Genomic DNA, 20056 nt, shown 5'->3' with positions numbered 1-20056 from the left:
ATCTTACCCCTTAAGCAGGGTCTTTTCTAGATTGAGGTATCCCGGGAAACCCGGGTATTCAGGTGGTACCTATCGGTGCGGTAGACCGAGGAACACCATTCCACGGGCTTATCCCCCGAACGTGAGCAGCGCACGATGTGCAGCAGTGGGGAACCCACGGGGACATCGAGAAGCGGCGCAATCTCCTCATTGGCGGCAATGGCGGATACGGTCTGGTCCGCGTCCGTGATGGGGACGCCAAACGTCTTATCCAAAATCGAGTACACCGAGTTATAGGTGTCATTTTCCAGCAGGCTCGGCGCAAAGGTGGAGTTGTACCAGCCGTCATCGATGGAATAAGGCTCGCCATCGCCCAAGCGCAGCCGGCGCAAATGAATCTGTTCCTCTGTGGCAGGGGTGCCAAAGAAGTTGGTGGCCGCCTCCGGTGCGCTAGCGCGGCCGCTGTTGAGAATCTTGGAGGAGGCCACCACGTCCTGGGCGCTCATTTCATCGGAAAAGGAGGCCAGGTGCAGGCGCGATACCAAGGGGTTGGGGGCAACGAACGTGCCCTTTCCGCGCACGCGGCGCAATTTACCGGCGGTAACGAGATCCCCGATGGCTCGGCGCACCGTAATGCGGGAGACACCGTAGGTCTCCTCCAAGAGCCTCTCACCAGGGAGGATATCACCGGGTTTGAGGGTGGTATTACATAATTCCTCCAGAATATCGTGCAATTGGGCGTGCTTTGGGGTGGGGCCATCGCTAATCTCGCGGGCCGGCAATTCTAAGGAGGACATGATTCCATAATAATTCGCTGGTTATTACCACGGCAAGGCAAAGGCAGTGCGCTAGAATCAGTTCCGTGATTGATCTCAAGCTACTCCGTGAAAACCCAGACGTTGTCCGCGCCTCTCAGGTCACCCGTGGGGAAGACCCCTCGCTCGTGGATCAGCTCCTCGCAGCCGATGAGAAGCGTCGCTCTGCCATCCAGAAGGCAGACGAGGTGCGTTCCCAGCAGAAATCCCTGGGTAAGAAGATTGGTCAGGCCTCCCCAGATGAACGCCCAGCGTTGCTGGAAGGCGCAGATGAGCTCAAGGCCAAGGTAAAAGAAGCAGAAGAGGCTCGGGCCGCGGCTGAGGCCACGGTGGAAGAGCTGCAGTACAAGATCGATAACGTCGTCGAAGGCGCGCCCGCCGGCGGCGAGGATGACTTTGTTCTCGTTGAAGAAGTAGGCGAGATCCCGCACTTCGATTTCGAGCCAAAGGACCACCTTGAGCTCGGCGAGTCCCTGGGGCTCATTGACGTCAAGCGCGGTGCGAAGGTCGGCGGTGCCCGCTTCTACTACCTCACCGGCGATGGCGCCTTTTTGCAGCTCGGCATGCTGATGCTGGCGGCGCAGAAGGCACGGGAAGCCGGCTTCCAGCTGATGATCCCGCCGGTTCTGGTGCGCCCAGAGATCATGGCCGGAACGGGCTTTTTGGGCCAGCACTCCGATGAGATCTACTACCTCCCGGCCGATGATCGCTACCTCGTGGGCACCTCCGAGGTAGCCTTGGCCGGCTACCACAAGGATGAGATCATCGACCTGTCCAATGGCCCCCTGCAGTACGCCGGCTGGTCCTCCTGCTTCCGCCGTGAGGCTGGTTCCCACGGCAAGGACACCCGCGGCATCCTGCGCGTGCACCAATTCGACAAGCTAGAAATGTTTGTCTACTGCAAGCCGGAAGATGCCGAGGACATGCACCAAAAGCTCCTCGCGATGGAAAAGGAAATGCTGGCTGCGATGGAATTGCCGTACCGCACCATCGATATCGCCGGCGGTGACTTGGGTTCTTCTGCTGCCCGCAAATTCGATAACGAGGCGTGGGTGCCAACCCAGGGCACCTACCGCGAGCTGACCTCTACCTCCAATTGCACGACCTTCCAGGCCCGCCGTCTATCTACCCGTTACCGCGATGAGAACGGGAAAACGCAGGTAGCCGCCACTTTGAACGGTACCCTGGCCACCACCCGTTGGATTGTGGCAATTTTGGAAAACCACCAACAAGCCGATGGCTCCGTCGTTGTTCCAGAGGCCCTGCGCCCATTCGTGGGCAAGGATGTTCTCACGCCGCAGTAGCCTGCGGAGCAAACCCAAAGGAGCACCATGAACGCTGCGACGAATTTCTTGTACCGCCAGATCACCCACTTTGGGCGCGGCCTCACCTTGGCCCAAGGCCTGCAGATGCGTCTGTCGGGGGAAGAAAATATTCCCGATGACGGCGGCGCCGTCCTCGTGTGCAATCACACCGGGTATATGGATTTTCTCTTCGGTGCGTTCATTGCCTATCGCAAAAAGCGTCTAGTGCGTTTTCTGGCTAAGGCCAGCATCTTTAGTGCCCCGGGCGTGGGCGCCCTGCTGCGTGCCATGGGGCACGTGCCGGTAGATCGCATCGATGGCAAAGAGTCCTTGCGCAAGGCGGTGGAGCTTGCCGAAGCCGGCGAGCTCGTCGGCGTCTTTTCTGAAGGCACGATTTCCCGCAGCTTTGAAATCCGCAGCATGAAAACCGGCGCATCCCGCATCGCTTTTGAAGCCGGCGTGCCGGTTGTACCGCAGGTGATATTTGGTTCGCAGCGCCTGTGGACAAAGGGCCACAAGAAGAACTTGGGACGCACCAAGACTCCGGTCTTTATCGCCGCGCTCGAGCCGTATTATCCCACCGGGGATCCAGAAGCCGATACCGCAGAAATCCGCCGCCGCATGCAGGCGGCCCTGGAGGGACTCTGGGAGGATTACGAGGCGGAGTTCGGACCCATGCCCGCCGGCGAATATTGGGTGCCCGCGCGCAAGGGCGGTTCCGCCCCGACGCTGGAAGAGGCCGAGGCGCGCGATGCGGAGGTGGAAACGGAGCGGCACCGGGTGCGTCGTTTGCGCGATGACTTGGTAGGGCTCAAAGAGCGCGTTTCCGTTTCCTCCGTTGAACTCGTACGCAACCACATGGCCTCTGCTAAAGGTAAGGAAGCCCAGGAAATACACGAAGGCGACGAGGCACAGGAAAAGAAGCACATCGCGGCCGATACCTTGGAGTGGGTCAAAACCAATCTCAATGCCGTGGTGGAAGAGGCGACCCGTGGCTTGGATGAAGGCAGGGATAAGGTCGCCGATGTCATGGCGCAATTGAAGACCGATGTGGCGCAGGCCCAGGCCTCAATTGCCGCAAGCAGCAAGGAGATCTGGGAAGGATCCGTGGTAGAGCAAGGATTGCTCGCCGCGGCGACCCAATCGCGCCTGATCGTTTCCCGCCTGCCGCACCGGCTCAAGGCCCAGTTTTCTGACATCCCGCGCGTAGTAGTGGCGCATCAAAGCGCGCTGAACTGGGAAGATGGTGCCCTGACCCCGCGGTTGAAGGCGGCGCTAGAAGGCATCTACCCCGCGGCGGAGGTACTCATCGTGGTGTCGTGCGATGCGGATCTCGATGTCCCGCAGGCGGTGTGGCATATCCAGCTTGATGAACAGGCCGAAAAGCCGCTGGTGGACAAGGAAGCGATGAAGGTTACCTCGGCCACGGCCGCCGCCGGCGTGGACTGCATCCTAGATGATTTGGACGCCAAGCCGAGCGAGACATTGGTCTTTGGTAATGAGCCAGGAGATGAAGAATTTTTGAATCACATCCCGGTCGTTGCCCTAGAGACCGCACCCATCGAGGTGGTCAAGGAGGCGCAGGCAGTGACGTATTCCGCCGAGCGCGCAGGTATGTCCGAGGTTTTGGAAGCGATGGCCCGGCTACAAAAAGATTAGCCGTGTGCAAACGTTGACGTTGCCACCCCCGCGAGGGGGTGGTTTTCTTTTTGAATGACTAAGCAAAGGGCGGAAATTGACTGCTTACGGGGCCGGAAGTTACGTGTGAGAAACCTCTAGTGAATGTTTACCCGGTGACCTCTAGCATAGGAGATAGGAGATATTGGCTCTTCTTTTTAGAGTGCAATAGTCGCCATCATGAATCATCCAAAACTTGCTTTTAGCTGTGCTTACGCCATCTCATTCATTGTTTGTCGGAGCAAGCACACATGAGCACCAAGGAAGGAGATGCGGTCTCTAATGACCCAGCAAAGCAATCAATCCTTTAACCCCGAATATTTTGAAAATGTGTGGAATGGCTACGCGGATGAGGACTACGATGTGGTCATCATCGGTGGTGGCTCCGTAGGTGCCGGCGCGGCACTGGATGCAGCGACCCGCGGTTTGAAGACCGCAGTGCTGGAGTCCCGCGACTTCGCCGCAGGTACCTCTTCCCGCTCTTCCAAGATGTTCCATGGTGGCCTGCGCTACCTTGCAATGTTTGACTTCCGCCTCGTGGCAGAGTCCCTGAAGGAACGCGAGCTCAACATGTCTACGTTGGCTCCCCACCTAGTCAAGCCGCTGAAGTTCATCTTCCCGCTCACCCACCACGTATGGGAACGCGTCATGATGTTCGGTGGCTTTACCCTTTATGACCTCATGGGTGGCGCAAAGAGCGTGCCGATGCAAAAGCACCTCACCCGCAAGGGCGCCCTCAAGGTCACCCCGGGCCTGAAGGAAGACGCCATCGTCGGCGGTGTGCGCTACTACGACACCCTGGTGGACGATGCCCGCCACACCATGACCGTGCTGCGCAGCGCCGCTGAGTACGGCGCCGATGTGCGCACCAATACCGAAGTTATCGGCTTTGACAAGGACCGCGGCGGCCGCGTCGTTGGCGCTAAGGTCCGTGATACCGCCACCGGCCGCGAGACCACCGTGCGCGGTAAGGTCTTCATCAATGCCACCGGCGTCTGGAACGACAAGATCCAGGAGCTGGCCGGTGTGGAAGGCAAGTTCACCGTTCACGCTTCCAAGGGCGTGCACATCGTCGTGCCAAAGGATGCCCTGGATGCAGAAGCAGCACTGTGCTTCGTGACCGAAAAGTCCGTCCTCTTCGTCATCCCATGGGGCGATTACTGGATCATCGGTACTACCGATACCGACTGGGAAAAGGGCCTATCCCTTCCGGATCCCGCCCCCACCAAGGCGGATATTGACTACATCCTGGATGAGGTCAACCAGCGCGTGCGCCGCCAGATCACCCGTGATGACATCGTCGGTGTCTACTCCGGCCTGCGCCCGCTGCTATCCGGTAAGTCCGATTCCACCACCAACCTGTCCCGCAACCACGCCGTGGCTCGCGTAGCTCCGGGTATGGTTTCCGTTGCCGGTGGTAAGTACACCACCTACCGCGTCATCGGTAAGGATGCAGTTGACCTGGCCGTGGAAGAACTCGGCGGCAAGGTGCCGGAATCCATCACCGAGCACACCCCGATCCTGGGTGCTGCCGGCTACCACGCACTGGCCAACCAGATTCCTACCTTGGCCCGCCGCTACAACCTGAGCGAGGACTTCATCGAGCACTTGCTCGGCCGCTACGGTTCGCTTTTGGGTGAGGTTCTGGCTCCTGCGCAGGATGACGAGTCCTTGCTCGAGCCCGTTCCTGGCGCAGAGACCTACCTCTGGGCTGAGGTGCGCTACGCCGTCACCCATGAGGGCGCGCTGCACTTGGACGATATCGTGACCCGTCGCCTCCGCGTTGCCATCGAATTCGGTGACCGTGGCGTCAACGCAGCTCCCGCTGTTGCAGACTTCGTTGCTCCGCTGCTGGATTGGAGCGAGGAAGACAAGCAGCTCGAGGTGGATACCTTCACCAAGCACACCGAGGCAGAGCTGGCCGCTGAGGCAGCTGTAACTGACCGCGAAGCTAACGACATTCTGGTCCGCGCTGGCTCCGCTCGTCCGACCGAGACTCAAGGATAAGGGGAGACACTTATGGCTGGATCTGATGCATTTTTGTGGGAGTTTATCGGCACCACGCTGCTGCTGCTTCTTGGTAATGGCGTGTGCGCGCTGGTAAACCTCCGCACCTCGGGCGCTCGTGGCTCCGACTGGATTGTTATTGCCTTGGGCTGGGGCATGGGCGTCTTCGTCGGCGCCAGCGTCGCCGACCCCTCCGGCGGTCACTTGAACCCTGCGGTAACGCTCATGCTCGCACTCAATGGTTCGCTCGAATGGAACTTGGTTCCGTTCTACGCGCTGGGCCAAATCCTGGGCGCTATGTTCGGTGCCTTCCTAGCCTGGGCCGCATTCAAGCAGCTCTTCGATGCGAATAACTACGACGAAGAGGGCAATGTCACCGGTGCCAATTCTGAAACCGCCGGTATCTTCTTCACAGCCCCTGCTCACCCGCACAATGGCTGGAATACGGTGACCGAGTTCATCGCTACTACCGTATTGTTGATGTTCATCGCCTTCGGCCCTGCCGGCGGCGAGCTGGGACCGCTGAGCTACTTCGGTGTGGCGTTCGTTGTTGTCGCCGTCGGCCTGTCCCTGGGTACGCCTACGGGATACGCCATCAACCCGGTTCGTGACTTGGGTCCACGCTTGATGTACGCCTTCGTCCTACCCATTAAGGACAAGGGCAGCGCTAACTGGGGCTATGCTTGGGTGCCGATTGTTGGCCCGCTGCTTTCGGCCGTCGCCGTTGGTCTACTGTCCATTGCGCTTTAATCCAACCCCTATACAGGAGAAATTAGACACATGAGTGATAAGAAATACGTCGCAGCTATTGACCAGGGAACCACGTCAACCCGCTGCATCATCTTCAACCACGATGGCGATCAGGTATCCGTGGGCCAGCTCGAGCACGAGCAGATCTTCCCAGAAAAGGGTTGGGTAGAACACGACCCGCAGGAGATCTGGAGCAACACCCGCCGCGCCGTGGGGGAGGCTTTGGCCAATGGCGATATAACAGTAGAAGATATCGACTCCGTCGGTATCACCAACCAGCGCGAAACCACCGTTGTGTGGGATAAGAACACTGGCGAGCCCGTCTACAACGCCATCGTCTGGCAGGACACCCGCACCTCCGCTATCTGTAAGGAACTGGCTGGTGAAGAGGGCCCGGATAAGTGGCGCCGCCGCACCGGCCTGCTGATCAACTCCTATCCTGCCGGCCCGAAGGTTAAGTGGATCCTCGACAATGTCGATGGCGTCCGCGAGCGCGCCGAAAAGGGCGACCTGCTCTTCGGCACCATTGACTCCTGGCTGCTGTGGAACCTGACCGGTGGTGCCGAGGGAGACGGCGACAAGGAAGCGCTGCACGCAACGGACGTGACCAACGCTTCGCGTACCCTCCTCATGGACATCGAAAAGCTGGAGTGGGACGAAGAGCTGTGTAAGGAAATGGGCATTCCGATGTCCATGCTGCCGGAGATCCGCCCGTCCCTGGGTGATTTCCGCACCGTCCGCGAGCGCGGTTCCCTCGCCGGCGTTCCCATTCGCGCCATCCTGGGTGACCAGCAGTCCGCTATGTTCGGCCAAGGCTGCTTCCGCGCGGGTTCGGCCAAGAACACCTACGGCACCGGCCTCTTCCTGCTGCTGAACACCGGTACCACCCCGAAGTTCTCTGAAAACGGCCTGCTGACCACCGTCTGTTTCCAGCGCGAGGGCGAGCGCCCCGTATACGCACTGGAAGGCTCCGTGTCCATGGGTGGCTCCTTGGTGCAGTGGCTGCGCGATAACCTGCAGCTCATTCCTAATTCCTCTGCCATCGAGAACTTGGCGCGGGAGACCAAGGATAACGGCGGCGTTTACATCGTCCCGGCATTCTCTGGTCTCTTCGCCCCGCACTGGCGTTCCGATGCCCGCGGCGTCATCGTGGGCCTGACCCGCTTTGCTAACCGTGGACACTTGGCTCGCGCCGTCCTCGAGGCAACCGCTTACCAGACCCGCGATGTGGCAGATGCCATGGTGGCGGACTCCGGCGTGGAAATCACCGAGCTGCGCGTGGATGGTGGCATGACCACCAACGAGCTGCTCATGCAGTTCCAGGCTGACATCTTGGGCGTGGAGGTACACCGCCCGAAGAACATTGAGACCACCGCAACCGGCGCCGCTGTCGCTGCCGGTTTGGACAATGGCTTCTGGGAAGACCTCAGCATTCTGGATACCCAGCGCGGTGACCTCACCGTATTCAAGCCCAAGATGGAGCAAGAAGAGGTGGATTACCTCTACGGTGAATGGAAGCGCGCTATCAAGCGTTCCTTGAACTGGGAAGACTCCGATGAGGATGAGTTGGACTTTTAAGTCCTGAAGTAAACTCGCGGGTATGGATACTTTCCCTACCCGGGCCCCTCGGCTCATCGCGAGTGATATTGACGGCACCCTGCTGGACCGCAATCATCGCGTCCCGCGTCGCAACCGCGACGCAGTGGCGCGGGCGGTGCAGCAGGGTGCTTATTTTGCTTTGTCCACCGGCAGGCCTTTTCGCTGGATAGAACCGGTCCTGGAGCAGCTTACGGTGCGCCCGGTATGCGTGACCTCAAATGGGGCGGTGCTCTATGATTCCGCGGAAGACCGCGTGCTATCCGCGCGGGAGCTTTATCCAGACGCGCTAGAAGAGGTGGTGACGGTAGCGCAGCGCGTCCTCGGCACGGTTGGCTTTGGCGCAGAGCGGGCGGGCGGTTCGCTTGCCGATGCCCCCGATCAGCTCTTCGTGGTCGACCCTCACTACTCCGAAAATGCCCTCTTTGAGGGCTTTGGTGTGGTCAGCGTGGGCGAGTTGGTGGCGCAGCCGGTGGTCAAGCTGCTTATCCGGAATACGGATTATTCCGCACCGGAACTCTACGACTTGATTGCTCCCCATATTGATCCGGAGCTGGCGCATATTACTTATTCCATGCAGGAGGGTGTATTAGAGGTCGCGGCCCCTAATGTCACCAAGCGCCGGGGTGTGGAGTGGTTGGCCAACCAGCATGGGATAGCGCAGGAAGAGACCATTGCTTTTGGGGATATGCCCAACGATATTGAGATGCTCACTTGGGCCGGCTGCGGGGTGGCAATGGAAAACGCCCTCCCGGCAGTGAAGGCGGCCGCTGATGCGGTCACCGTGGCCAACCACCAGGCGGGCGTGGCAAAGGTATTGGAGCGCTGGTTCTAACCCGCTCCACGGGGAGGTTAGTCGGTGTAGATGTCTACCTTTTCGGTATCCATGTTGTAGACAATCTCGCCGCCCTGGAACTGAACGCGGATTTCCTTGCCGTTTTTCATCTCGTTTGTGGTGGGCAGGCCGAGCTTGGAAGCGTTATCGCCTTCCGCCCATTTCTTGGCAATCTCTCCGGTCAGGGCCTTTGCCTCGGAGTCCTCGGAGGAGAGGACCACACCGTTTTTGAAGAGCTGGTACATAATCTTGCCGGAATCGGTGGTGTCCGGTCCGCCAACGGCGAGACCCAAGACGGGACCAAAGGCGTTCAGGACGGAGGTCCAGGATTCTTTGAGGCCTTCGTTATTAGAAAGCTGCACAACCTTGTTGACGATATTCGGAATATCGCCAGCGGTCAGGTCACCGGCAAGCTTCTTATCAGCATCCGGCTGTGCCACGCGGTCATTGGACACTAGGACGCCGAATACGGCGGCGGCGATGCCTGCCAAGGCCTGGATGGTCGATACCGGAATGTCCACCCCGCCGATGGAGGAGGTGGCCTCGCCCGGGGTGGAATGACCGCCGTTACTCGATGGCGACTTCTTATCCCAGTTCATTGCAGCAGAGTTACCGCCAGCCTTAACCGCGTTGTACTTCTGCTTGGTGTTATCGCGGATCTGCTGCCAGTTCTGCGTGGTGTAGCGACCCGGGCACTGGGTGTAGTGGAAATCATTGTGTCCACTGAATGCGGGTACCGTAGCCTGCGCGCCGGCTGGAAAGCGGGATCCGCCAAAGCCACCAGAGGTCAGGGTAGCGGTGCCCGTGGGATCGATGCCGGAGATCGCGGCCTTCCACCCGGCAATTTCTGCCACCGAGTTCAGCATCTTTTCTGACGGTTCTTCATTTTCGTAGTTGCCAATCATGGAGATGCCCCAGTTGTGGGAGTTGAAGCCACCAACGTGTGCGCCCTGGACGGCCTTGTCGAGACCGCCGTAGCGGCCCTCGTAGATGGTGCCGAACTTATCCACGAGCACGTTGTATCCAATATCGCACCAGCCCAGGTTCTGAGCGTGGTATTCATAGGCAGCGCGAACCTGCGCGGCGGCCTGTGCCGGGGTGTAGTTATTGGAGCCCGCGGTGTGGTGCAGCGTCATCGCCTTGATGCCGTCATCGTAGGTGGGCTGCTGGCAGCGCTTAGATTCATCGGCGCCCCATCCGGAGCGGGACACTACCTTTGGCATGCCATCGGTGGCGGCAGTAGGTTCGATGGCTTGGCCTTCTTGGGCATTGCCGTCCATAAAGACGGCATCCAGGTCCGACACGGTGGTGCGGTCGGTGTTGTTTTCATCAGCTACTGGGGCGATATCGCCGACGTTATAGGGCTGCGCGGCGGCGCGGTTGGCATCCGCAGCACCGGTTGCTTTATCGGGCAACTCAGCATCGTCATCCAGGTTGGAACCGGTTACGAGGTCCACATTGGCCATGGATACCTGCACATCGTTGGTATCGCCCACGTAAATAAGCTCGGTACCGTTCTTGCCATCGCCGTAGTTCATGGCATCCATATCGAACCATTCGCTCCAGGAGCCGTCCTCCTGCTTGGAGCGGACGAAGGAGTGCACGTCGCGCTTGCCCTCCCAGGTCACGGCGAACATGTTGAACGCCTCGTCGCGGTGGAAGTGCTTGACGGCACGCGGGCCCTCGCCATCGCCTTGCGCTGCCACGGCGGGATCATCAACGACGACGGAGTCGGCGTTGCTAAAGTTTTCAGAGGCGTTTTTAACCTCGATGGGTCCGCCAGAACCGGAGTCCTGGGTTTTAAGGACCTGCTGGCCGCCGAATGCGGCCGCCATGACGAGGGCAATGGAGGAAACCGTCGCGATGACGGGTGTGGTCCACGTTGACCTCGTGGGAACTAGTCGACGTCGTTGCTTCACTCTATTCTCCCTGGGTTGAGTAAGTGCCGATGTAGCTGTAAAAACGGTTGCCAAAAGTTAACAGTTGATAGTGATGCTACGAGTGTGGCAGCTGTGAATCTTGTTGCGACACGCCGATGACCCGTGTTCCCCTCTGGAGTGCAATAAAGTGGAAGCCATGACTTCTTATGACCTCATCGTTGTTGGTTCCGGATTCTTTGGCCTGACCGTTGCGGAAAGGGCCGCTAGCCAGCTGGGAAAGAAGGTGCTCATTGTTGAGCGCCGCGAGCACCTGGGTGGCAATGCCTACTCCGAGGCGGAGCCCACCACCGGGATTGAAGTGCACAAATACGGCGCGCACCTCTTCCACACCTCTAATAAGCGCGTGTGGGAGTACTGCAACCAGTTCACTGATTTCACCGACTACCAGCACCGCGTCTTTGCCATGCACGATGGCACCGCCTACCAATTCCCCATGGGGCTGGGGCTTATCAACCAATTCTTCGGCCGTTACTACTCGCCCGATGAGGCCCGCGAATTGATCAAGGACCAGGCCGGCGAATTCTCTGCGGATGAGGCCAAGAACCTGGAGGAAAAGGCCATCGCGCTCATTGGCCGCCCGCTCTATGAGGCGTTCATCCGCGACTACACCGCCAAGCAGTGGCAGACCGACCCCAAGGAACTGCCAGCCAGCAATATCACCCGCCTGCCGGTGCGCTACACCTTCAATAACCGCTACTTCAACGACACCTATGAAGGCCTGCCCGTCGATGGCTATGCGGCGTGGCTAGAAAACATGGCGGATCATGAAAACATCGAGGTCCGCCTGGATACCGATTGGTTCGATGTCCGCGAGGATCTGCGCGCCGAGTCCCCGGATGCTCCCGTTATCTACACCGGCCCGCTGGACCGCTACTTTGACTTCGCCGAAGGCGAGCTCGGCTGGCGCACCTTGGACTTCGACCTCGAGGTCCTCGATACCGGTGACTTCCAGGGCACCCCGGTGATGAACTACAACGATGCTGATGTGGACTTCACCCGCATCCACGAGTTCCGCCACTTCCACCCTGAGCGTAAGGATCGTTACCCCTCCGATAAGACGGTCATCATGAAGGAGTACTCGCGCTTTGCCGATAAGGGCGATGAGCCGTATTACCCCATCAATACCCCGGAGGACCGCTCCAAGCTGGAGGCGTACCGCAAACTAGCGGCCCAAGAAGCCAAGGAGAACAAGGTGTTATTCGGCGGCCGCTTGGGCACCTATCAGTACTTGGACATGCACATGGCCATCGGCGCCGCTCTGTCCCTATTCGATAACAAGCTCGTACCCTTCTGGAACGAGGGCAAGGCCATCGAGCAAGAGCGCGGCCACTAAGAGCTGCTAATTTGCCCTGGGCACGCTATGCTTAGTCACCTCACAGGTTAGGAGGTGACGGCATGGCTCAACGCAAGAAATACACCAAGCCCGGGCACGCGGACCGCAGCATGTGGAAGATGTCCCCGGAGCGGCTCCAGGAGCATTTGAAACTGCGCAGCCGCGCAACGCGCATTCCCGATAAGAAAAAGCAGCAAGCAAAGAAGGCCTGCCGGAACACCCGGCGGGCCTTTCCGCTACTTAACCCCGCGATTATGAGTGCTCGCATTGCTCAATAGATGCAGCACTGGAAAGTATTTTTATGGTGTTCATTCAGCCTGAAGCCCAAAAATTCCTCGACTTAAACAAGGATGCCCCACAGCTAGATACGCGTAGCCCGGAAGAAAACCGTGCCGCCCAGCTGAAAACGGCAGCGGCGTGGGGCAAGAAAACTCGGATGGCGTCTGTGTATGAGACCTCGGTGCGCGGTGTCACGGTGCGGGTTTATATACCGGAGGGGCTGGAGCTTTCCGATGCCCAGCCGGCAGAGCCCGCCTTCATCTTCTTCCACGGAGGCGGCTGGGTGCTTGGGATTTAGAAACCACAGATACAACCGTGCGGGACATTGCCGCAGAATCGGGAATCATCTGTATCAGCGTGCACTATCGCCGTGCACCGGAGTACCCCTTCCCGGCACCACTAGATGATTGCCGTGCGGTAGTAGATGGAGTGCTACAAGGAGAATTGGGGATTGGCATCGATCCAACGCGTGTTGCCGTGGGCGGAGACAGCGCGGGCGGCAATATTGCAGCGGTGATCGCGCAAGAACTGCGCGATCAGCTGGCTCATCAAGTGTTGATCTATCCCGTCATGGATTTATCCACCTTTGACACGCAATCCCATTCGGATTTTAGCGACGGCTACTACCTCACCCGGCGGCGCCTTAACTACTTTTATGATTCTTACGTCGGCACCGCAGACCGCACGGATATCCGTATGTCCCCCGGCAGGAATGGCGATCTGGCGGGGCTGCCCCCAGCGACGGTGATTACCGGTGAACTCGATCCGTTGGTCTCTGAGGTAAGTGACTACGCTGAGCGAATGCTCAATGCGGGCAATGTAGTGAGTTCTATCGAATTTAAGGGGCAGGTCCATCCGTTCGTCCAGATGGGCGGGATTATTTCGGATGCGTTGATTGCGCGCACCATTATTGGCAGCGAATTAAAGCGCTCGCTGCGGGGCCAGAGCTAAAGGTCGCGATCTGCCCGAGCTAAAGGGAAGCGCGGCGTGAACACTCAACACAACACTCAACATGTGCAGTGTTGTGTTGAGTGTTATGTGTAGTGTTATGTGTAGTGCTCGGTTGAAGGTGAGAGGCAAACGGGGAAACGATGGATCTAGAAGAAATTGAGCGGATTGTTCACAATCTGCGCGCCATAGGCAAAGACACCGGCACGGTCGAAGTAAAGGCAGCTGGCGGAGGCCTTCCTAAGAAGATAACGCGGTCGGTGTCTGCTTTTGCCAACGGAAAAGGCGGAACGATCATCTTTGGCCTCGATGAGGACTCGGGGTTTCTTCCCGTCGAAGGTTTCCAAGCCGAGCCCATAGCCAAAGCCTTTGTGGAGGCCTGCGCGGAGAAATTGACCCCTGCTATCCGTGCCGATGTAGAAATTGGTGCTGTCGATGGCGCGCCGGTAGTAGTTGCGGAAATTCCCGAGCTTGCGCCTTTTGATAAACCGTGCTGGGTTACTGCGCAATCTAAATATAACGGGAGCTACATTCGCGAGCACGATGAAGACCGGCTTTTGAAGCCCTATGAAATCGATCGTCTCGAAGAAAATAAGATGCAGCCCTCGTGGGATCTGGAGGTCGTGGAAGCGGCTACTATTGCAGACCTGGATCGGGACATCGTCCAGCAAATCCTAGATCGTGAACGCAGCCTGCGGCCTGGGATCTTTGGCAAGTTCTCTGATGAAAGGGCATTGAAAGCCCTGCATCTCACCGGAGTGGGAGATGATGGGGAAGTTCATCCAACCTTGGCTGGCTTATTAGCAGCCGGCATTTATCCGCAAGAATTTTTCCCGCGGCTCAATGTAACTTTTACCGCTTATGCGGGAACGGATAAGACGTCGACCAAAGGCCAAAGATTTGTTGATAACGCGAGTTTTGTAGGCCCGATTCCGGAATTGGTGCCAGCGGTGGTTTTCGCGGTTGAGAAAAATATGCGGGTAGGCGGCGTCGTCGACGGGGCGTTCCGAGAAGACTTGCCGGATTATCCTCCAGTAGCGGTTAGGGAAGCAGTTGCTAATGCGCTCATGCACAGGGACTATTCTCCCCAGGCTAGAGGGACACAGGTGCAGGTTGATATGTACGCTGACCGGCTAGAAATCATTAATCCGGGTGGCCTTTTTGGGATGGTGAACGTCAATAACCTTGGGGACCCAGGCATGACAAGTGCGAGGAATCAACACCTGTCTCAGCTATTGGAGGTAACGGCTATCTCCGGTGGGTCTGGGTACGTGGCGGAAAATCGTGGAACTGGCTACATTGAGATTCTTGATCAGCTGCAAAAGACACGTCTTTCTCCGCCGAAGCCGACGGATTCGTTGACCACGTTCACGTTAACTTTTGAACGGCGTGAAATGACTTTGCCAGAGCGGAGTGCGTCTATACACGGCGGTTCTAGTGAACGGATTCTGGAGTATTTGGCTCAGTATCAGTCCGCGAATAGCCGTGAGCTTGCGGCGGCCGCCGGGATTTCTGTTGGTGGGGTGCGCAGAATCCTGAACCAATTGGTAGATAGTGGAAGGATCGAGCGTACGGAGCCTTTGCGCAGCCCTAAACAGAGGTATCGCTTGGTTAAATAGACAGGCGCCTGAACACCCAACACTCAACACAACACTCAACATGTGCAGTGTTGTGTTGAGTGTTATGTGTAGTGTTCGCCTGCACCTGCGGGGCTAAAACCCTGCCACCACCAGTTTTGCCAGCTTGCGGCCTCCGGGTGCGGTGGCGGAGTGATGGAACCGTGTGGTGTGTGTATGGAGCTGACGGGGCTAATGCCGTGCAGTGAGTTGATAAACCACAGGGGACATTCCGCAGCGAGTGCCGGGGTCAATGGGTGCTGCGCGGTGGAAAGTCCCAAGTCATTGCAGCGGCCCAAGACCTGGCGCAAGGTCACGCTGGGCAGGTGCACGCCGGTGGGAAGCAGGAGGGTGTCGCCGTCCCAGGCGATGAGTGCGCCGGTGGTGGTTTCGGCGATGGCGCCGTGGGCATCGACAATCGCGGTGTCATCGGTGCCGCTTACCTGATACTGGCTGCGGTAGGCGGCCAAGGCGGGCAAGTCCGGGCCTTTAACTAGAGGCTGTGCGCGGGGATCGGGGGCCTTAGCATAAGTAAGGCGCGTGTGGGCGCGCGGGGCCGGGGCAGGCCGGATATCGAGGTATAGGTTGCCGGCTATGAGGACAATGCGGGGAAAGAGCTCGCCGCCTGAAAGCAGCTCCAGCATGGCGGGGACGAAGCCTGCGGGCAAGGTCCCGGCGGCGGATTCGAAGCGCTTCAGGTGGAGCTGGAGGCCGTGCGTGCGGCCTTGCGAATGGCGCCAGGAATCGGCCACGGTGCAGGAAGCGGTTGGTGGGGTGCAGGGGATAAAGGCGCCGTCGCGCCAGATATAGGAGCTCATGACCACGCCCCTATGACAGATTGGGCCTTGAGATTTCTTTCGGCCAGCTCGGCTGCGGGATCGGAATCGAGGACGATGGCCCCGCCGGCGCCGACGGTGACCTCGGAACCCGCGCGCACCGCGGTGCGGATCACCACGCTGAAATCCGCCTCGCCGGAATAGCCGAGGTAGCCGACGATGCCGGAATAGACGCCGCGGGGTCCTGCCTCGAGGGCATCGATAATCTCGCAGGTGCGCAGCTTCGGCGCGCCGGTCATGGAGCCGGGCGGGAAGGCGGCGCGGATGGCATCGAGCGCGGTGGCGCCGGGGCGCAACTGGCCGGTGATTGTGGAGACCAGCTGGTGCACGGTGGCGTAGCTTTCCACATTCATCAGCCCCGGAACGCGCACGGTGCCGGGCTCGCACACGCGGGATAAATCGTTGCGCAAAAGGTCTACGATCATGAGGTTTTCGGCGCGGGTCTTGGGGTCATCGCGAAGCAGCGCGGGGTCCTGGTGGGCTGGAATGGTGCCCTTGATGGGCTTGGCCTCGACGCGGTTATCGCGCACGCTGAGGAAGCGCTCGGGCGAGGCGCTGCAGATTTCCACGTCGTCGAAGACCAGATGCGCCGCGTATGGTGCCGGGTTGTGCCGGCGCAGCGCCGCGTAAATATCGCCGGTGGCCTGCGCGGTATAGGTATCGGTCAGGCAGACCTCGTAGCTTTCTCCGGCGTGCAAGAGCTCTTGGGCGCGCTGGATGCGGTCCAGGTAGTCGGTGGTGCGCCAGGCGCCCGCGCTTGCCGATGCCCCCTCGCTTCCCACCTGCCCACCTTCCAGGGCTTCCTCCAGCCGGTCGAGCAGGTCCTGCGCGCCGTCGCCGTCGAGGCAGCACAGGTGTGCTACCTGCCGGTGGTGGTCGTAGATAAGGAAGGACTGCGGTTGGATGAAGTAGGCATCGGGATAAGGCGAGCGGTGGCGCAGTTGGATGGGCAGGGTAAGCTGCGCGCATTCGTAGCCGAGGAAACCTACCACCCCGCCGGTAAATGGCAGATCTGGTGCATCAAAGACCTGCGTGGATAGCTCGCGCTCGAGGGTGGTGAGGATATCGGGGGCATCGCCAAGCCGGTAGCGAAAGGAGCGGCTAAGCGGGCCGGTAGCATCGCCAAGAATGCTATAGCGCCCGCGCGCATCGGCGGAATCGAGGAAGAAGGCATCGTTGCCGTCTGCCTGCAGCGCCGCGAAGACGCTGGGGCAGTCAATCGCGCCGGGGACCTCGCGGTGGAGGAGGCGAAAACCGCCGAGGAAATTGCGCAGCAGGGTCGCGCCGTGCTGTGTCAGCACCGATTCGGGGTGGAATTGCACGCCCCAATGAGGCAGGCCATCGACCTTGAGGGCCTGGACGGTGCCGTCCTCGCTGCGGGCATGCACGGTGATGCCGGGGGCAGGTTCAATGTGCAGCGAGTGATAGCGCACCACCTGAAAGTCCTGCGGGATGATGGCAAAAATTCCCTCGCCGGAATGGCTAATGGTGGAGACAAAGCCGTGGCGCGGTTCGGGCGCGCGGCTTATGCGGGCACCGGCGAGCATCGCCAAGCCTTGGTGGCCAAGGCAGACGCCGAGCAGGGGAATCCGCGCTGCGGCGGCTGCCTCGATAACGTGCCGGGACATGCCAAAGTCGTTTTCTTCCTCCGGGGTTCCTGGACCAGGGGAGATAACCACGTGGCTGAACTCGCCGGCGCGCACGCGATCTGGAATGTTGGCGGCCTCGCCCGCGGGAACGACGAGCGGCTCGGTTCCGGAGACCTCTGCGATGAGGTGGGCGAGGTTAAACGTGTACGAGTCGTAATTATCAATGAGCAGGATCATCAAAGGCAGAGTCTATAGCCCAGTGCGCCCCACGCGTAACTTGCTCCACGCGTGCCTTAACTACTGGGTTATGACCAACCAATTGACGTATGTCACACCGCGTTGTAAAGTTAACTTTAAGTTAACAACAAGCAAACGGGGAAAGAATCCAGGAAAGGGGATAACAATGAACCAGTTTGAAACCCTCCGTCATGACCTGCATGCCAAGTACGGTCACGGATATACCCGTGCTGAAATCGATGCGAAGTTGGACGAGGTCATCGCCAAGCACACCGCTCACGCCGGGCTCGTGGAATTCATCCCCGTGCTGGTAGAGCGCGAGGTGCGCGAGTTCTTCGGAGCCCACCGCATCCACGTTCGCTTCGCCGCGGGCAATAACCACGCCCTGGCCAAGGCCGCCGCGGACCTCACCAAAAAGCACGCGGGGGAGGCGCTCTACGTCGATACCGCCGCCGCACACCCGGAAAATGACGGCAATGACCACCTGGCGCACGTCATGAGCGAGCGCGGCATGGGCCAGGCTCCCAAGAAGTACCTCGAAGAGGTGCGGACCGTGGCCATGCCGGATTACATCGTGTACCTGGGTCGCGAGGTCGAGCGCGATGAGGCCGGCAAGGACATCAAGATCTGGGACATCGCCCCGGCTGAGACCGTTGAGCAGGCCCGCGAGCTTGCCGATGACCTAGAGGCCCGCGTCTACTACATGCTGAACAAGCTGGGCATCGACCCGGTAACTGAATCCGTGCGCGTCTAGCCTAAGGCAGGGCGAAAGCAAAAAGGGCTGAGGGAAACCTCAGCCCTTTCATCATGCATGCAGTGTACTTCCATTCCGGTGGTAGGCCAGATAGAGCGGGCGGCGCGAGCGGAAGCCCGCGGCGTCGAAGACAGGGGTTAAGTAGCAGGAGGGGATCCGGACACTTTTAAGAATATTGGGGTTGCCCGCAAATAGCGGTTGCGTCCTTTCGTGTGGTGTCGTTTTTATAGAAGAGTTGGCCTATTCAGGCGTCATTGGTTTCCGTGGTGTTGCTGGTAAGCGGCTGAATGCGACCCCTGTGGTTAAGGACAGGGCTAGTGCCATTGCCCATATTCTCTTTGAGAATGGTGTAAAGAAAATCAATTGACTTAAGTCCGCGCATTTTAGAGGGACAACCCTTATCGTAGGTAGAATTGCTACCTATATAGGTTATCGACCTATCTTGGGTTGAAATATTTGTTGGAGGTTTCGTGAAGCAATGGACTCGTAAAATTGCATCTTCGGTATTGCCCTTGTCGATTCTGGCGATTCTTTCAAAGGGAGAGTCATACGGTTATGAGATCAGAAAGATGCTCGTAAGTTTCAATCTTGGAGATTTTAAAAGCGGTACCGTGTATCCGCTTTTAACTCGGTTGGAGGAAGAAGGGCTCATTGCTTCGAGATGGGCGGAATTACATGATGATCCTCCTCGGAAAATGATTCAGATTACAGACACCGGTCGAGATGCCCTCAATGAGGGCGTCCAAGACGTGGAGTACTTACTAAGCGGCATCCGCAATGTGATGGAAGGGAAATAGCATGAGCACTCTCAATGACGAATACCTGAAAAGCTTGGCTCGAGAGCTTAGGTTAAGGTCAGTCTCCGAATCAGATATTAATCAAGAAATGCTACGAGTCATGAAAAGTGACGGTGCTGGGGTTAACTTGAGGAACGAGTTTGGAGCCCCTGATGAATATGCGGAAGCGCTCTACCCAAATCGTCCTAAAAAGCAGTTCTACCTTTTTACGGCTATTGGAATTGCCCTTGCAGTTATAGGCTTCGTTACCTTGCATGTCTTGTTTAAAGGCGATGAGGCTTCCAGCGCAGTATCGTTAGTTAAATTTATTCCACTTATTTGCATGCCGATTGGTATAGCTATTGACGTAAAAAGATTCTCTAAAGTCTAAATTCGTCGTCGGATCCAGCCTTTAGAGAAGTCGGACCCTTTCTGCAATTCCCGCCTGCGGCACGGCGGGTGTGTTACACCAGAGAGTGTCTGATGGTTTGTGTGTGGGAACCTATCCGGCTCTGTCCACCAAATGGGGGTCAGGTCCTTGTCTCGTCGATTGACCGTCTCGCCCGCTCGTTAGCAGACTTGCGCGGCATTGTTGATGAACTCACCAACAAAGGTGTGACTGTTACTTTCCTGCATGAGAATCTCGCGTTTGCGAAAGACACCACGGACCTACGTGCAGATTTAATGCTAGGAATTTTAGGTTCGTTTGGTCAAGTCCGTTTGAGTGGTGTTTCTACCTTTCGATAGAGCATGCAGTGTGATGGTGTCAGGGGCCAGCACGTGCT

General features: G+C 58.5%; 18 protein-coding genes and 1 pseudogene. 15 read left to right on the top strand and 4 right to left on the bottom strand.

The genetic code is table 11. The features are described from left to right. Positions 1–26: 26 nt before the first annotated feature. On the bottom strand, positions 27–776 hold the full coding sequence (locus ABRP95_RS08720) for a GntR family transcriptional regulator (RefSeq protein WP_349839237.1): 750 nt from the start codon (positions 774–776) through the stop codon (positions 27–29). A 65-nt stretch (positions 777–841) separates the two neighbouring features. Here ABRP95_RS08720 and serS point away from each other — a divergent pair, with 65 nt between their 5' ends. From serS to ABRP95_RS08690, 6 genes are all read left to right on the top strand, one after another. Then, the gene (gene serS / locus ABRP95_RS08715) at positions 842–2098 is read left to right on the top strand and encodes a serine--tRNA ligase (RefSeq protein ID WP_349839236.1); all 1257 of its coding nucleotides are present in this window, start codon (positions 842–844) and stop codon (positions 2096–2098) included. 27 nt (positions 2099–2125) lie between these two features. After that, on the top strand, positions 2126–3757 hold the full coding sequence (locus ABRP95_RS08710; protein WP_349839235.1) for a lysophospholipid acyltransferase family protein: 1632 nt from the start codon (positions 2126–2128) through the stop codon (positions 3755–3757). A 300-nt stretch (positions 3758–4057) separates the two neighbouring features. Next, positions 4058–5782: a glycerol-3-phosphate dehydrogenase/oxidase gene (locus ABRP95_RS08705; RefSeq protein WP_349839234.1), complete on the top strand. Its 1725-nt coding sequence runs from the start codon at positions 4058–4060 to the stop codon at positions 5780–5782. Positions 5783–5794: 12 nt separating this feature from the next. Continuing rightward, a complete protein-coding gene (locus ABRP95_RS08700; protein WP_284771165.1) occupies positions 5795–6532 on the top strand; it encodes an MIP/aquaporin family protein in 738 nt (245 codons plus the stop codon). Positions 6533–6562: 30 nt separating this feature from the next. Next, on the top strand, positions 6563–8110 hold the full coding sequence (gene glpK, locus ABRP95_RS08695) for a glycerol kinase GlpK (protein WP_284771164.1): 1548 nt from the start codon (positions 6563–6565) through the stop codon (positions 8108–8110). A gap of 22 nt (positions 8111–8132) precedes the next feature. Next, complete coding sequence (locus ABRP95_RS08690; RefSeq protein WP_284783601.1) at positions 8133–8963, top strand: HAD family hydrolase; 831 nt, start codon at positions 8133–8135, stop codon at positions 8961–8963. Positions 8964–8980: 17 nt separating this feature from the next. Here the strand turns inward: ABRP95_RS08690 and ABRP95_RS08685 are convergent, their stop codons facing one another. Next, positions 8981–10882 carry an N-acetylmuramoyl-L-alanine amidase gene (locus ABRP95_RS08685; protein ID WP_349839233.1) on the bottom strand — a complete coding sequence of 634 codons (1902 nt, stop codon included), beginning with the start codon at positions 10880–10882 and terminating at the stop codon, positions 8981–8983. A 157-nt stretch (positions 10883–11039) separates the two neighbouring features. Between ABRP95_RS08685 and glf the strand changes: the two genes are divergently transcribed. The 5 genes from glf (at position 11040) to ABRP95_RS08660 (ending at position 15082) form a co-directional block, all read left to right on the top strand. Then, a complete protein-coding gene (gene glf, locus ABRP95_RS08680; RefSeq protein ID WP_349837008.1) occupies positions 11040–12236 on the top strand; it encodes a UDP-galactopyranose mutase in 1197 nt (398 codons plus the stop codon). Between the two features lie 62 nt (positions 12237–12298). After that, the gene (locus tag ABRP95_RS08675; RefSeq protein ID WP_349837007.1) at positions 12299–12514 is read left to right on the top strand and encodes a hypothetical protein; all 216 of its coding nucleotides are present in this window, start codon (positions 12299–12301) and stop codon (positions 12512–12514) included. 23 nt (positions 12515–12537) lie between these two features. Further along, positions 12538–12813 (top strand): alpha/beta hydrolase family protein, encoded by a 276-nt coding sequence (locus ABRP95_RS08670; protein WP_349839232.1) that lies wholly within the window; start codon positions 12538–12540, stop codon positions 12811–12813. Positions 12814–12830: 17 nt separating this feature from the next. Next, a complete protein-coding gene (locus tag ABRP95_RS08665; RefSeq protein ID WP_349839231.1) occupies positions 12831–13466 on the top strand; it encodes an alpha/beta hydrolase in 636 nt (211 codons plus the stop codon). A 140-nt stretch (positions 13467–13606) separates the two neighbouring features. Next, a complete protein-coding gene (locus ABRP95_RS08660) occupies positions 13607–15082 on the top strand; it encodes an ATP-binding protein (protein WP_349839230.1) in 1476 nt (491 codons plus the stop codon). 62 nt (positions 15083–15144) lie between these two features. Here ABRP95_RS08660 and ABRP95_RS08655 read toward each other — a convergent pair whose 3' ends face one another. Both ABRP95_RS08655 and ABRP95_RS08650 read right to left on the bottom strand, forming a co-directional pair. Beyond that, positions 15145–15897 (bottom strand): aminotransferase class IV, encoded by a 753-nt coding sequence (locus tag ABRP95_RS08655; RefSeq protein WP_349839229.1) that lies wholly within the window; start codon positions 15895–15897, stop codon positions 15145–15147. After that, positions 15894–17741: a chorismate-binding protein gene (locus ABRP95_RS08650; RefSeq protein WP_349839228.1), complete on the bottom strand. Its 1848-nt coding sequence runs from the start codon at positions 17739–17741 to the stop codon at positions 15894–15896. The genes ABRP95_RS08655 and ABRP95_RS08650 overlap by 4 nt, the downstream gene beginning before the upstream one ends. Positions 17742–17907: 166 nt before the next feature. Here ABRP95_RS08650 and ABRP95_RS08645 point away from each other — a divergent pair, with 166 nt between their 5' ends. The 4 genes and pseudogenes from ABRP95_RS08645 to ABRP95_RS08630 form a co-directional block, all read left to right on the top strand. Continuing rightward, positions 17908–18495 carry a three-helix bundle dimerization domain-containing protein gene (locus ABRP95_RS08645; RefSeq protein ID WP_349839227.1) on the top strand — a complete coding sequence of 196 codons (588 nt, stop codon included), beginning with the start codon at positions 17908–17910 and terminating at the stop codon, positions 18493–18495. A 470-nt stretch (positions 18496–18965) separates the two neighbouring features. After that, positions 18966–19292: a PadR family transcriptional regulator gene (locus tag ABRP95_RS08640; protein WP_284771154.1), complete on the top strand. Its 327-nt coding sequence runs from the start codon at positions 18966–18968 to the stop codon at positions 19290–19292. A gap of 1 nt (position 19293) precedes the next feature. Further along, the gene (locus ABRP95_RS08635; protein WP_349839226.1) at positions 19294–19662 is read left to right on the top strand and encodes a DUF1129 domain-containing protein; all 369 of its coding nucleotides are present in this window, start codon (positions 19294–19296) and stop codon (positions 19660–19662) included. A gap of 140 nt (positions 19663–19802) precedes the next feature. Beyond that, positions 19803–19985: pseudogene (locus ABRP95_RS08630) on the top strand (recombinase family protein); the annotation flags it as partial. Positions 19986–20056: the final 71 nt, after the last annotated feature.

The sequence above is a fragment of the Corynebacterium sp. KPL2895 genome, assembly GCF_040225815.1.
Lineage (GTDB): Bacteria > Actinomycetota > Actinomycetes > Mycobacteriales > Mycobacteriaceae > Corynebacterium > Corynebacterium rhinophilum.
The sequence above is the reverse complement of the archived record's forward strand: the minus strand, read 5'-3'. Positions and strand labels throughout refer to the sequence as shown.